Raw genomic sequence first — 14,178 nt, 5'->3', positions numbered from 1 at the left:
CCAGTTATTTAACAAAATGGTTAAGTTCTTGCTCATGTCTATGTCGATATTACTATTGATTCTATTGAAATACGAGATTAAATTAGAATATGAACTCCATTCCATTGCATAATGTGCAATAGAAAGTCATATACAGACCTCAAAAAAAGGTTTCTGTTGCACTTCGTACATTAGAATTTGCTGAAAACCTTCAAAAAAGAGTTTTAACCTATATTTAATTGTAAAAAATGCAACAGAATTCAGATCCCCTTTCTTTTGGATCCATTCTGTTGCACGAAATACAACGTTAGGGATAAAATACCCTTTTAAATTACAGACTGAAGGTATTTTCTTAAACAGAGCCCTTCTTTTTAAAAGAAAAACGCTGCTTCTTCCGCTTGCTTCACTTGCTGCATCGCATTCGTGGTGTTCACCAATTCATTAGCTAGTCGATTCAGTCTAAAAATAATATCATCATCCACAATTACTTTCCGGTCATATTGTTTCTCTTCAATAAAAACATACTTAGGAACCACCACCGCTCTCATATAAGAGAGGATCGGTTTCAGTTGTTGTTCTGCCACTAAGTAATGTTTTGAAGAACCTGCAGTTACTACAATACCGATAACTTTATCCTTAAACCCATTAACCGGGAGTAAATCAAATAGATTCTTAAGTGTTCCTGGAATCGAAGCTTGAAAAACTGGGGTGCCAATGATATACGCGTCGGCGGCCATGATTTTCTCCAGAACAACTTTGGTATCACCTGTATAATCCATGTAGCTGCGTCCATCACTAAATTCCAGCTTATAATCTCCTAGATCAATTAGTTCTACGTCGAAATCCGGATGCTTTTCTGTGATGTTGTTAAGTGCTTGCTGTACAGCAATTCTAGTCTTCGATCCAACAATGGATCCTGAAATCCCAATGATCTTCATACTATCCCTTCTTTCTTATTTCTTAGCTGTAGCACGTCTTACGGCTGGTGCTACTTCAGATGCGAACAGGTCAATCATTTGTTCCACTTGAGCATAAGGTAACCCACCGACATCAATCTGAGCTAGAAAACGATTATGGCCATACATCTCATGTTGATAGAGGATCTTCTCCACAATTTGTTGCGGGCTTCCCACGAGCAGTGCATTTCTCACACTCATCGCTTCCGCAAATTGTTCTTTCGGATAGTAAGACCCACGAAGCTCTTTCATCAAGTGATTGATATATGGATAATAATCGCGGAATGCTTTTTGTGAGTCCGGATCAATATACATTAAAGAAGTTGTGCTGATGGGAAGGTCTGCTGGATTAAACCCTGACTCTGCAGCAACCATACGATACGCGTCTACAGAACCTTTAAAGGCAGATGATGGTCCACCAAGGGTGGTCAGCATCATCGGGATCCCCATTCTTCCCGCCTTAATTGCACTTGCTGGAGGTCCCCCAACCGCTCGCCAAATTGGCAGCTTTCCATTTAAGGGCTTAGGGAAGATTTCCATATCATTTAATGCAGGGCGGAATTTCCCTTCCCACGTTATGCGATCGGACTCATTTATTTTCATGAGCAATTCAATTTTCTCTTCGAACAATTCTTCATAATCTCTTACGTCATAACCAAAAAGTTCATAGGCCCCGAGACGCGATCCACGTCCAGCAACAATCTCTGCTCTACCGCCTGATAACAAATCCAATGTTGCAAAGTCCTCATATACACGTACAGGATCTGCTGTACTTAGTACAGTTGCTGAACTGACAAGCTTTATACGTTCGGTTGCATTTGCAATGGCTCCAAGGACAACCGAGGCAGCTGAGGTAATGAATTTCGGTTGATGACTCTCGCCTACCCCAAATACATCTAATCCAGCATCCTCAGCTAATTTGGCAGCAGCTACGATCTCTTGAATCCGTTGTCGTTCACTAATTGCTTTTCCTGTTAAGGCATCTGTGGTGTGATCACCTAACGTGTATAAACCTAGCTCCAACCCTTTTTTCTCATCGATTCTATATTGTTCCATCATGATTATGTCCTCTTTTCATAGTTGTATTAGGTTTAGCGGATAGGATGAAGCTTCGATTCAATCTCTTCACGACGTTCTTCCAGAAATGAAGGTAAGGTCAAATTCTCTCCTAGCGCGTCAAAAGTTTCATCAATCTCAAATCCCGGGCCTTCTGTAGCAAGCTCAAAAAGAATATGGTTCGGATCCCGGAAATACAAGGAATGGAAGTAATAACGATCAATGACCCCTGTATTTTTAAAGCCTGCAGCAGTGATCTTGGCAGCCCATTCGGTTAGTTCTTCGATATCCTTCACTCTTATAGCCACATGATGGATGCTCCCTTTACCCGGTCTCTCCCGATCTTTGTCATTTACTTCTTTGACCTGGAGCTCGGTGTATAAACCACCCTTCCCCGTTTCATATATATCTACCATAATCTTGGAATCACCCATGGAGGGTACTGTCCGAACTTGTGTATAGCCCAAGATATCTTCCAAAACCGTCTTTGTGCGGCCAGCCTCACTTACAGTCAATTCAACGGGTCCTAACCCAACGATGGCATACTTTGGAGGGATGTCTTCTGTAATCCACGGCTCAACTAGCTCGATACCGTTATCTTTTTCAGCCGATACTAAATGGACCGTCAATTCATCTCTATCATAAAAAGTAAGCGACTTACGTTCCCCGATACTTACAATCGCTTCATGAGGAACTTCAAAAGAATCTAATCGACTAGCCCAATATGACAAGGCTTCATCGCTAGGAACAAGAAGGGAGAAAGAACTAATACTGTTCGTCCCTTTGCGGGTCTGACCTGCATTTGGCATTTCAAAAAAAGATACTTCGGTTCCAGGAGCACCATTACGATTTCCATAAAATAGATGGTACATGGATGGATCATCTTGATTGACCGTTTTCTTTACAAGTCTCAGTCCCAGGACCTCTGTATAAAACCATAAGTTTTGTTTAGCGTCCTTAGTAAGCATAGACACATGATGTTGTCCGTTTATGGGTTGTTGTTTCATTTTAAAAACCTCCTAATGAGTTTTGTTGAATTTAAGTTTACTAGTATACTGATGAGGAAAAAAGTAAGCTTTATTATCAATAAAGCTTTTGCGATACTACTGAACACCTCGCGGAAGTCGATTCTCATCTTGGCTATGGCGATGAATCTTTTTAAGCATGCTGTAAAACACTTTCTTCTCCTCATCTGTCAGTGGATCGAATAACGAGGCTTGGAAATCCGATTGCAAGGGCAGTACCTTCTCAATAAGTGTTTGGCCCTTTTCCGTTAAAGTAATGTACTTCACTTTCCAATCCTGTTTGCGTTCAATCCATCCTTCTTTCTCTAATCTGCCAAGCATATGGGATACCCCACCTTTAGTAATGGTTAGATGCTCGGCAATTTCCATCTGTGTTACAGGCTGATGTAATAATATTTGTACCAAGGTATCGAATTGATTAACTGTTAAATTAAATTGCTTCAAGAATTCATTGGAAAGATCGTTACTATTCTCATATACCCTAACCAGCCGCAACCAGATCAATAAGCTTAATTGGTTATCTTCAGTGAATCCATTGTTTCTCATTTGGTCACGTCCATCGTTTGTTTATTTTATGTGTTAATTGATTTGTTAATATGAGTATACTAGTAAACTGACAAGGAGTCAAGCTCAGTAAAAATCCTACACGCTTGCCAAATACCACTTCGGAATATAGGTTTGAAAATCATCATACCACTCCAGAACACTCTCCGCTCGGCTCAGCATATTAGTAACTTCCCTTTGACCACCCCCTATGAACCGGTTCAACTACCTCCCCTTTAGAAGCATTAGGGATGTCACTAAAAAATGGAATCATTTCACAACCTCCTTTTAATCAAACTGCTTCACAAAATAGAAAAATTTTCTTATTTATTTCTCAGAAGATTATTTTATTCAATTGATGTTGGAACAACAATAGTGTATGATGCATAGTATAGATCAAATACTGTATGACACATAGTAAGTATAAGCGGCTTCGACGTCCTCTCAAGGACAGCAAGCGTTTAAACCTAAAATATAAGAACAATTTATAAGAGATTATAAATCCTTATATTTTAAATAATGAGGTGGGTGAATGAGTACTTTATTAAATTCTTTAATCACAGAGCTTAGAAGAGGTACGTTAACGCTAGCAGTTTTAAGTCAATTACGAACACCCCAGTATGGATATTCGCTCGTTCAATTGTTGGAGGAATCCAGCATCATCATCGATCAAAGCACCCTATATCCATTACTTCGCCGATTAGAGAAACAGGAATTAGTGACGAGCAGCTGGGACACATCCGAGAGCAGACCCCGTAAGTATTATGTTCTAAGTGACTATGGCGTAGAAATTTTTTTACAGCTAAAGGAAGAATGGCTTAAGAATTCGAAAGAGCTCTACGGCCTATTACAAGGGGAGGATGACCATGAATCTAATTGAGATTTACATTCATGAAGTGACTCGGAGGTTACCGGAACAAAATCGGGAGGATATCGCTCTCGAATTACGATCTATCATCGAGGATATGTTACCGGATGATTATGACGAAAAAGAGGTAAAAGCCGTCCTTACAAAATTGGGCAATCCCGCTATTTTAGCTAGTGAGTATCGCGATCAACCCATGTATCTCATCGGCCCACGCTATTTCGATTTATATGTTACGTTGTTAAAAATGATTATACCGATCGCTGTAGTTGTTTCTTTAATCGCTCTGGTTGCTGATTACTTGATTGGCTATAGCGGCGATAAAACAGTTGCGGATATTGTTACTGCAGTTATAAGTACAGGAATTGGAACCTTCCTAGAAGTAGGAATCCAAGTATTTTTTTGGATAACTGTTGTGTTCGCTATTATCGAACGGGCGGATAAAGGAAAGGAAGGTCATCCACTTACTACAAAATTAAGGAAATGGACTCCTGATGATTTGAAGGATATCGCGCTTGTCCATAAGAAAAAAGCAATTACAAGCTTCGAAGTGTTCGGAAGTTTACTGTGGACTGCCATTTGGGCTACTGTTTATTTTAATGCTGAACACCTGATCAGAGTCTATAGAGGCGGTGAAGGCGCACTTAACTTCGTAGCCCCAGCTTTTAATCAGCATGTGTTACTTGATTATTGGCCTATTATTCTTATTGTGATCGGATTAGAAGTCGCATTAACTATATATAAATTAATCAAGAGACAATGGACTAGAGAATTAGCATTATGTAATACGGCCCTCGAGCTCATTGTGCTTATTGTATTCGCTATTATCCTTATAAATCCGAATGTATTTAACCAAGAATTCATTAACTACATGTCTAATTTATTAACCACTACAGCTAACCAGTTTGAAACGGGGCTAGTAGGTGGAGGAATAGCAGTCTTGATTTTAATTGCGGTCCTCAATATATATGAAGGCTTCCGCAAGGCTCGCCTTTAGTATGCACAGAACGGCGATTCTCCTGTTATTTGGAGAATCGCCGCTTTGTATTCTGATTCGTTGGCTGCCTGCTTCAACAGCTTTCACAGTGTCAGTCAGCACCCTCTAAGTGTTACGGACCCAGAGGACGTTATTTGCGAATTTCCAGCCTTTAAAACAGAGTTTCGGACAATAGAGTGCCCCAGCAGCCATTCATGACTTATGGGACACTCTATCTGGTTTAATTAAAGAAGCTCAAGCTCAATAACCGTATCCATCTCGTCGGGAAGCTTAGCCCCTTTTAATGTAATAAACGCTCCACCGTCAACATCCGAATATTCCTCAGCCATCCAAGGCACCTCCACCTTTAGCTCGGTACCATCACGTAGTAATCTAGCCTTTTTAATCTTCCCTTTCAAGCCTTGGAAATAGATCGGGCCAATTCCACGGTCGTAGACGTGTGCATACAACTTCTTGCCCTTTTGCGTATAACGTCCCCACTCTGGCTTAGGCAGCGAAGACTTCCCGCATCCATAAATACTTTCGCCATTAAGGCGCATCCACTCCCCAACTTCGTCAAGGATAACCAGTGATTCCCGTGTCATTTCACCTTTAGCATCTGGTCCAACATTAAGGAGGAGGTTGCCATTCTTACTGATACATTCGACCATTGAGCGAATGACCTGCTGGGTTGATTTATAATTTTTATCTTCGGAATGGTAACCCCAGTTATCATTAAGTGTAATGCATGCTTCCCATGGAATGGATTGACCATTCACGTCAACAATGCCACCGGGAGGAATGATCTGCTCTGGAGAAAAGAAATCCCCAGCATATTCTTCTGGCTCGGCCGCGCGGATATTCCCACCCAAACGATTGTCGATAATAATATCCGGCTGGATAGAGCGAATCATACGGATTAGCTCCGTTGCTTTCCATTTCTCTCCGGTCATATTGTCGTAGGAGAAGTCAAACCACATGATGTCGATTTTTCCGTAATTCGTCAACAGTTCCTTCACTTGTCCATGCATATACTCCAAGTATCGATCAAAATCAATCGGCTTGTCTTTAGCCGCTTCGTTATCCCGATCAGGATGCGCTTTATCACCATATCCAGGGTAGTCATCATGATGCCAATCAATAATAGAGTAATACAGACCTACAGCAATACCTTCCGCCCGGAAAGCGTCTACATATTCTCGAACGAGATCACGTCCAGCAGGCGTGTTAGTCGCTTTAAAATCTGTTAGTTTGCTATCAAACAAGCAGAATCCGTCGTGGTGTTTGGTCGTAAGAACCGCATACTTCTGCCCCGCTGCTTTTGCTGTGCTGGCCCACTTCTTCGGGTCATATCGAGATGCGTCAAATTCATCGAAATACGTCATATAATGCTCTCTACTCATTCGCTCGTTTCCACGAATCCACTCACCTCGTGCTGGAATGGAATATAATCCCCAATGAATGAACATACCGAATCTATCCTGTAAGAACCATCTCGTTCTTTCTTCTCTTGTACCCATCTCTTCAGCCCCTCCGTTTACGCTAGCTTTGATAAATAGTTCAGATAGTCTAGACGGTATGAAATAATGCTGCAGCGCCTATAAGACCTACATCATCCCTCAGACCTGCTGATTCAATAGTATAAGTTCCTTTATACGGCTTCATGACAAGTTCCTCTGTTTTCTCTCTCAGCGCTGGAAACAGTAGTTCACCAGCTTTGCTTACGCCTCCACCAATTACAATGCGATCAGGATTAAACGTATGTACCGCGTTAGCTAATCCAATCGCCATATAATGAATCGTTCGCTCAATCACCTCGACAGCCACCGGATCTTTTAGTGCCATCGCTTCGAAGACGTGTCGAGAATTAATCTTTTCACCACTTCTACTAGCCAGCTCTGTAATCATCGACGTTCTGCTCTCCATACTCCGCAGTGCCATATCCCGAATCGCTGTACCCGAAGCAAATACTTCCCAGCATCCATATCTTCCACAGCTACATTCCGTTCCGTTCGGGTCAATAATATTATGACCGAGTTCTCCTGCAAATGAGTTCGTTCCGAGCAGTAGTTCACCATCCATAACAATTCCAGCTCCAATTCCTGTGCTGAAGGTAACATACACCATGTTGTTCGAGCCTTTACCAGCCCCTCTTACATACTCGCCCCAAGCCGCAGCGTTCGCATCGTTTACCACCTTCACTTCTATGCCAAGTTCTGACTCCATCCAATGTTTCAGTGGAACATTATCCCATTCAGGAAGATTGGTACCGTGAATTACGATTCCATCCTGGCTATTCACAGCTCCAGGAGAAGCCAGTCCGACTCCAATCAGCGGTCGCCCTTCGGATACAGAGCGGATCATTCCGATCATTCGCTGCACCACCTCTTCAGCGGTGCGCGCGCCAGCTGTCTCCATTAATTCCCGATTCAACATGGTACCCTTTGAATCGAATAATGCTGCGGCAATTTTTGTTCCGCCTAAATCAATTCCTACTACATAGCTCTCAGCCTTATGCATAACCATTCACCTTTTCACTATCTATTATTAGCCGTTCGAATGAATATTCTTAGCTAACGCCCGCAGGGCTACTGGATCGATTGGCGACAAAGCATCTTTGCCATGACGAACAGCCGATCCAAAATGTACTTCTGTGACTCCGGTCTGTTGAATAAACGATGTAATACCTTCTGGCTTCAAGCCACTTCCAGCCAAAATACTTATCGAACTACCTCTTGATTCCTCTACTAGCCTACGCATAGCGGGAATGGCTTCAGGTGCCGGACCTGGTCCAGCAGAGGTAAGTATACGAGTGATTTGCGGGTAATTACAAAGCGTCCGATAACCTGCAATTTGGTCCTCCAGCTCGTCAAAAGCACGATGGAAGGTTACTTGTAAGCCATCTGTCAACGGCAATAATATTTCAAGCGCATGCTCATCGATCTTTTTTTCCGGTGTTAATGCGCCAAGAACAACTCCCGAAGCACCACTGGCTGCAATCTGCCTGATCTCTGCAGCCATGGTCAAAATATCATCCTTGGAATAGTTAAATGATCGACTGTGCGGACGGACCATAACAAAGACAGGAATGCTAACCGATTTGGCTACCTGCTCCACCAACCCTATTCCTGGTGTTAATCCACCTTCCGTAATGGCAGTAATAAGCTCAAGACGATCTGCGCCATTCGCCTCAGCCGTCAGAGCATCATCCATACAAGTAGCGATGATTTCCAATCTCATAACTTTCACCCACTCTTCCAGTTGTTAATGATGCACTTGCTTCATGACATAATCGGCGAGCAGACGTGCACCATATCCCGTCGCTCCAGCTTCAGAGTACCCCACATCCTGTTTGTACTGTACCGTCCCAGCCATATCAATATGAACCCAGCTCATAGATTCTGCTACAAAGCGCCGAATAAATAGGGCTGCTGTAATCGCACCTGCAAAAGGGGAAGTACTAACATTGCGGAGATCGGCGTAATTACTCTGGAGATCTGCTTCATATTCATCCATTAACGGCATGGGCCACAGTCGTTCTCCATTGCGCTCACCAATCTCAACTAGACTCTGCGTTATATCTGCATCGCCCCATATGCCCGCGATGCCTAATCCGAGCGCCGCACCGACATTTCCAGTTAAGGTAGCGATATCAATAGCTTGGGTTGCTCCGATATTCGCGGCATGAATAAGCGCATCCGCTATGATAAGTCGACCCTCGCCATCCGTATTCGCAACCTGAACGGTTAGCCCGTTAGGGTAGCGGATAACAGACGAAGGTAACATCGCCTCAGCATCTGGCACATTATCAACGACTGGAATAAGTGCGGTCACATTTGCATTTGCACGCTTCCGTATCAAAATATCCATAGCCCCAATTACAGCAGCCGCACCACCCATATCCATGCGTGCATCGCTGATATCGCTAGCCGTCTTCACATTCATGCCACCTAAGTCAAAGGTTACACCTTTACCTACCAGTGCTAACATCGGTAATTCAGGGTTACTCTTGTAACGAATTTCAACTAGGGCTGGAGCGTGCTTACTCCCCGCTCCAACTGCGAGCAACCCATTCATCTGAAGTTCCACAAGCTCCTGTCCTCGATAGATATGGACTTTCAAAGCAGCATCATCACGGTCGAAAAATTCTGCCATCCATTCCGCAAAACGATCAGGGTTCAGTGTCCCAGGTACTTCATTCACAAGATCGCGAGCAACTACAGCTCCTTCAGCGCGTATCTGTGCAGAAACACGTACAGCTTCCAATTCAATCGATGACAGCTCAGGCCAATCTATCGATTGAAGCTGTAAATCAACAGAGCCTTCCACCTTGGTAGTTCCCCGATAAGTTTGGAAACGGTACAAGCCGAGAATCCAGCCTTCCATCCAAGCTTGTAATTCATCATCAGCAGAAATATCCTTATTCCTATTTATAGCCTCGGATGCTAAACGAACAAGCGAAGCACTTCTGCGTCCTTCCTTCAGAATTGCACGAGCAGCAGCTCCACCCGCTCGGCGAATCCTCTCAAGCGTAATATCCTTGCGCTTTCCCATTCCTACCGCTAACACATCAGACTCTTCCTCAGTGCGAGCATGTAACCAAGTCACACTGCTGCACTGTTTGTGGGGCGATCCCAGCTTAAAAGGAAAAGACTCCTCGTCATAAGCTAAATAGACAATAGTATCCGCCACATTAGCGGAATCGAATAAGATATTCATCGCTGTCCCTTCTTTTCCGTAAAGTTATCTCACAATTTCAGCTACCGCTCTAATTTCAGCATTTCTTCATCAAATAAATGACACGCAACCTCATGACCTAGTTCGACTTCTCGGAATATCGGTACATGCTGCTTACAGATTTCCATACAGGAAGGACATCTTGTATGAAAACGGCATCCCGACGGTGGATCAACCGGACTTGGAAGATCTCCCTTCAGAATAATGCGCTCCTTCTTTAAGGTAGGATCGGGTACAGGTACAGAAGATAGCAGTGCTTGTGTGTATGGATGCATTGGACGATCATACAAGGTATCCTTATCCGCCGTCTCTACGAGCGAACCAAGATACATAACTCCGATTCGATCACTAATATGCTCAACAACACTTAGATCATGTGAAATGAATAAATATGTCAGGCCATACTCTTCCTGCAGATCCTGCAACAGATTTAGCACTTGTGACTGAATCGATACATCCAGTGCTGACACAGGCTCATCCGCCACGATTAAGCTTGGGCGAACAGATAACGCCCGGGCGATTCCAATCCGTTGTCGCTGCCCACCGCTGAACTCAAAAGCGTAGCGCTCGGCGTGGATACTATTCAATCCCACTGTCTCTAGTAACTCGCATGCTAGTTTATCCCGTTCTTTGGACGAGAGCTTTGTATGAATGAGCAGAGGTTCAGCCACAAGATCCTTCACCTTCATCCGTGGATTAAGCGAAGCATAGGGGTCTTGGAACACCATTTGTATATCTTTACGAATAGGCCGCATTTGATTGTCTGAGATATGGCTAATATTTTGACCCTTAAACCACACTTCACCGTCATTCGGCTCCAGCAAGCGAGTCACTAATCTACCCGTAGTAGATTTACCACAGCCACTTTCACCCACAAGGCTGAACGTTTCTCCTTTACGTATAGCGAACGAGATCCCATCAACTGCGTGCAAATATCTAGTAGTTCCGAAAAAGCCCTTCTTCACCGAAAAAAACTTCTTCAGACTTTTAACTTCAATGAGTGGAGTCTCCTTCACAAACGTTCCCCTCCTTCCGTGTTCTCCTGCTGTGTAAGCCAACAACGACTCTTTCGCTCTAGTCCCTCAATCGGGAGTAACTCTGGCTCCTGCGAGAGACAACGCTCTGTGACATAATCGCAGCGTGGCGCAAACTTACAACCTGCTGGCATTTGTGATAGATCAGGTACATTCCCTTTAATGGAATCCAAGCGACGTACGTTTTGACGCAGCTTAGGAACGGATTGAATTAATCCCTTCGTATATGGATGCTGCGGTCTTGCAAATAGTTCATGAACGGAAGCTTCCTCCACTACACGACCAGCATACATAACAACTACACGGTCGCATAGTTCTGCTACTACACCAAGGTCATGGGTTATGAGCAGCATTCCCATATCCTGTTCTTCTTTCAGGTGCTTCATTAGATCAAGGATTTGAGCTTGAATCGTTACATCAAGCGCCGTTGTTGGTTCATCTGCAATCAGCAGTTTCGGGTGGCAAGACATCGCCATCGCAATCATTACACGCTGCCTCATACCGCCAGAGAGCTGATGCGGATATTCATCCACCAAGTCTTCCGCACGTGGTATACCAACTAACCGCAACATATGAATGGCATGTTCACGAGCCTTCTTCCGACCATAACCCAAATGCAACATGATCGGCTCCATCAATTGCAAACCAATCTTCAGCACAGGATTAAGCGAAGTCATCGGCTCCTGAAAAATCATCGCCATTTCATTTCCCCGTATCTGGCGCATCTCTTTGTCCGTAACCTTTGTCAGATCCGTTCCCTCGAAACGAACAGAACCGCCAGAAATTCTGCCTGGCGTATCCTTAAGGAGCCGCATAATCGACAGTGAGGTAACGCTTTTGCCACAGCCGGATTCTCCAACTAGACCCAGCACTTCACCTTTCTTAATCACAAAGTCAACACCTGCAACTGCCGTTATACTTCCATCGCCGCGTTTGAACTCCGTTTTCAGCCCTTGTACTTCCAGCAAATTTTGAGTCATGTCTTGTCCCTCCTTAGTTTTTCATTTTGGGATCAAGAGCATCGCGCAGTCCGTCCCCGACCAGGTTAAATGCAAGCACTGTCAAAAATATAGCTAAACCCGGAAAATAAACGATATGTGGAGCTATACTTAAATAATCGCGCCCCATGCTTAACATTGCCCCCCAATCGGGCTCCGTTGGCTTCGCACCCATACCAAGAAAGCTCAGTGACGCAGCGGCTAAGATTGCCCCGCCAATTTTCATGGATAGATTAACGATGATACTAGGGACTGTTTCAGGAAAAATATGTCGCCAAATGATTCTTCGATTCTTTGCACCCATTGAACGGGCAGCTTCAACAAACAATGTTTCCTTCGCAGACAATGTTACGCTCCGAATAATGCGGGCGAACGAGGGTGTACCGAAGACTGCAACGGCAATTACAACATTGGATAAACCAGGCCCAAGTATAGCGACGATCCCAATGGCAAGCAGTAAATCAGGGAATGAGAACAATACGTCACTGCCACGCATAATAATCCGATCCAGCCAACCGCCATAATATCCACTGACAAGACCAAGGATGGTTCCAAGTACACCTGCAATCAATACGGAGCTCAGACTGACCGCCAAAGTCAACCTTGTACCATCAATTAAGCGACTTAGAATATCACGGCCGTATTCATCCGTTCCCGCCCAGTGCTTGGCAGACGGACCCTGCATTAGCGCATCATAGTTCGGTTCATCAGGATTATAAGGGGTCAGAAATGGCCCGAAAATGGCAATTAAAAAAAGCAATATGATAAAAAATGCAGCCACAAGGGGCATCTTTTGTTTGCTGAACTTGCGAATAAAAACACCCGCGCGGCCTTTTGTTTTCTCCGGGGCTATTACCTCTCCGGGTATAGGAGAATTGGTTCCCATTACCGCCGAATTGTCGCTCATGATATCCCTCCTAATCCTATATTCACCCTATAGAAAACTATCGTAATTCTGCCTCTCAGTTACTCTAGCTTACTGAGAAAACCTGATTTTCGGATTGAGTACGCCATACAATAAATCTACAATTAAATTGATAAGAATAAATTGTGTTGAAAACAGCAGCAGCAAAGCTTGAATAACTGTATAATCCCGGAACAAAATGGAATCCACCAGCAGTCTACCAAGGCCAGGAATACTGAACACTGTCTCAACCATTACCGATCCACCAAGCAAGAACCCAAATTGAAGTCCAGCTACAGTAACGACCTGTATAAGAGAATTGCGCAGCGCATGCCTGCTAATAACAACATACTCGCGTAAGCCTTTCGCACGTCCAGTACGGATATAATCTTCCCGTAACGTTTCTAGCATCGATGACCGCGAGTAACGAGCCAGCATCGACATAATTCCCATTCCAAGTGTAATGGAAGGAAGAATATACGATTTCCATGAATCCACACCACCGGTCGGAAACCAGCCAAGCTCTACCGAGAAAATTTGAATGAGTACCAAACCTAACCAGAATCCAGGAATCGACATCCCTGAAATGGCTGTCAATGTGCCTAAGTGATCAGGCCATCTATTACGATAAACCGCTGAAATAACACCAATTAGAAGACCAATGACAAGCGCCCAAGCCATGCTGAGAAACGTTAACCACAAGGTAGGCATTATTCTACTTTCTAGCATATCGGTTACTGGAATCCCTGAACGGATCGAATTGCCTAGATTACCACTTAGTAGATCACCCATGTAGTTTATGTATTGATTCCACAGCGGCAGATTGAGACCTAGTTGCTCTTGAATGCCATGAATTTCTTCAAGTGTGGCGTCTTTACCCGCAATAAGCCGGGCCGGATCGCCCGGAATTAAGTGAATAAACAGAAAGACTAATACCGATACAATGAATAGCAACGGAATAACCCCGAGGAGTCTTTGTAAAGCATATCTACCCAACTCATAAGCCCCCTTCAGTATCGACAAATGATTTAGTTGAGGCCGCTTCCTACCATCCTTAAGAAGCGGCCTCGTTCAATTCTTGGGAAATCAAATCTTGCGTTTGACT

The 14,178-nt window shown here is 43.8% G+C and carries 15 protein-coding genes; 2 read left to right on the top strand and 13 right to left on the bottom strand.

Features of this window, described 5'->3' with window-relative positions; genetic code table 11:
• Nucleotides 1-350: 350 nt before the first annotated feature.
• From ACFWMP_RS10675 to ACFWMP_RS10655, 5 genes are all read right to left on the bottom strand, one after another.
• Nucleotides 351-917, bottom strand: coding sequence for an NADPH-dependent FMN reductase (locus ACFWMP_RS10675; RefSeq protein WP_042189896.1), 567 nt, complete (start codon nucleotides 915-917; stop codon nucleotides 351-353).
• 15 nt (nucleotides 918-932) lie between these two features.
• The gene (locus tag ACFWMP_RS10670) at nucleotides 933-1,994 is read right to left on the bottom strand and encodes an LLM class flavin-dependent oxidoreductase (protein WP_197071232.1); all 1,062 of its coding nucleotides are present in this window, start codon (nucleotides 1,992-1,994) and stop codon (nucleotides 933-935) included.
• A 32-nt stretch (nucleotides 1,995-2,026) separates the two neighbouring features.
• Entirely contained in the window at nucleotides 2,027-2,998 is a 972-nt protein-coding gene (locus tag ACFWMP_RS10665) for a ring-cleaving dioxygenase (protein WP_379423648.1), read from the bottom strand.
• Between the two features lie 96 nt (nucleotides 2,999-3,094).
• Nucleotides 3,095-3,562, bottom strand: a complete 468-nt coding sequence (locus ACFWMP_RS10660; protein WP_042189900.1) for a MarR family winged helix-turn-helix transcriptional regulator — start codon at nucleotides 3,560-3,562, stop codon at nucleotides 3,095-3,097.
• Nucleotides 3,563-3,658: 96 nt separating this feature from the next.
• The gene (locus ACFWMP_RS10655) at nucleotides 3,659-3,784 is read right to left on the bottom strand and encodes a hypothetical protein (RefSeq protein ID WP_269321764.1); all 126 of its coding nucleotides are present in this window, start codon (nucleotides 3,782-3,784) and stop codon (nucleotides 3,659-3,661) included.
• 307 nt (nucleotides 3,785-4,091) lie between these two features.
• On the opposite strand from ACFWMP_RS10655, the gene ACFWMP_RS10650 reads away from it, so the two are divergent.
• A complete protein-coding gene (locus ACFWMP_RS10650; protein ID WP_042189902.1) occupies nucleotides 4,092-4,439 on the top strand; it encodes a PadR family transcriptional regulator in 348 nt (115 codons plus the stop codon).
• Entirely contained in the window at nucleotides 4,426-5,421 is a 996-nt protein-coding gene (locus ACFWMP_RS10645) for an HAAS signaling domain-containing protein (RefSeq protein ID WP_379423645.1), read from the top strand. The genes ACFWMP_RS10650 and ACFWMP_RS10645 overlap by 14 nt, the downstream gene beginning before the upstream one ends.
• Nucleotides 5,422-5,645: 224 nt before the next feature.
• Here the strand turns inward: ACFWMP_RS10645 and ACFWMP_RS10640 are convergent, their stop codons facing one another.
• The 8 genes from ACFWMP_RS10640 to ACFWMP_RS10605 all read right to left on the bottom strand — a co-directional run bounded on the left by ACFWMP_RS10640 (nucleotide 5,646) and on the right by ACFWMP_RS10605 (nucleotide 14,069).
• Nucleotides 5,646-6,920, bottom strand: a complete 1,275-nt coding sequence (locus ACFWMP_RS10640) for an alpha-L-fucosidase (RefSeq protein WP_379423643.1) — start codon at nucleotides 6,918-6,920, stop codon at nucleotides 5,646-5,648.
• A 49-nt stretch (nucleotides 6,921-6,969) separates the two neighbouring features.
• The gene (locus ACFWMP_RS10635) at nucleotides 6,970-7,920 is read right to left on the bottom strand and encodes an ROK family protein (RefSeq protein WP_143764145.1); all 951 of its coding nucleotides are present in this window, start codon (nucleotides 7,918-7,920) and stop codon (nucleotides 6,970-6,972) included.
• A 27-nt stretch (nucleotides 7,921-7,947) separates the two neighbouring features.
• The gene (locus ACFWMP_RS10630; protein WP_076300524.1) at nucleotides 7,948-8,640 is read right to left on the bottom strand and encodes a copper homeostasis protein CutC; all 693 of its coding nucleotides are present in this window, start codon (nucleotides 8,638-8,640) and stop codon (nucleotides 7,948-7,950) included.
• A 24-nt stretch (nucleotides 8,641-8,664) separates the two neighbouring features.
• A complete protein-coding gene (locus tag ACFWMP_RS10625) occupies nucleotides 8,665-10,119 on the bottom strand; it encodes a leucyl aminopeptidase family protein (RefSeq protein WP_379423640.1) in 1,455 nt (484 codons plus the stop codon).
• 41 nt (nucleotides 10,120-10,160) lie between these two features.
• Nucleotides 10,161-11,153, bottom strand: a complete 993-nt coding sequence (locus tag ACFWMP_RS10620) for an ABC transporter ATP-binding protein (protein WP_379423638.1) — start codon at nucleotides 11,151-11,153, stop codon at nucleotides 10,161-10,163.
• Nucleotides 11,150-12,151: an ABC transporter ATP-binding protein gene (locus tag ACFWMP_RS10615; RefSeq protein WP_042189916.1), complete on the bottom strand. Its 1,002-nt coding sequence runs from the start codon at nucleotides 12,149-12,151 to the stop codon at nucleotides 11,150-11,152. Before ACFWMP_RS10615 ends, ACFWMP_RS10620 begins: the two co-directional genes overlap by 4 nt.
• A 13-nt stretch (nucleotides 12,152-12,164) precedes the next feature.
• Nucleotides 12,165-13,076, bottom strand: a complete 912-nt coding sequence (locus ACFWMP_RS10610) for an ABC transporter permease (protein WP_042189918.1) — start codon at nucleotides 13,074-13,076, stop codon at nucleotides 12,165-12,167.
• A 69-nt stretch (nucleotides 13,077-13,145) separates the two neighbouring features.
• Nucleotides 13,146-14,069, bottom strand: coding sequence for an ABC transporter permease subunit (locus ACFWMP_RS10605; protein WP_379423635.1), 924 nt, complete (start codon nucleotides 14,067-14,069; stop codon nucleotides 13,146-13,148).
• Nucleotides 14,070-14,178: the final 109 nt, after the last annotated feature.

Source organism: Paenibacillus sp. NPDC058367 (assembly GCF_042723305.1).
GTDB lineage: Bacteria > Bacillota > Bacilli > Paenibacillales > Paenibacillaceae > Paenibacillus_AQ.
This window is presented reverse-complemented; position numbering and strand designations above follow the sequence as displayed.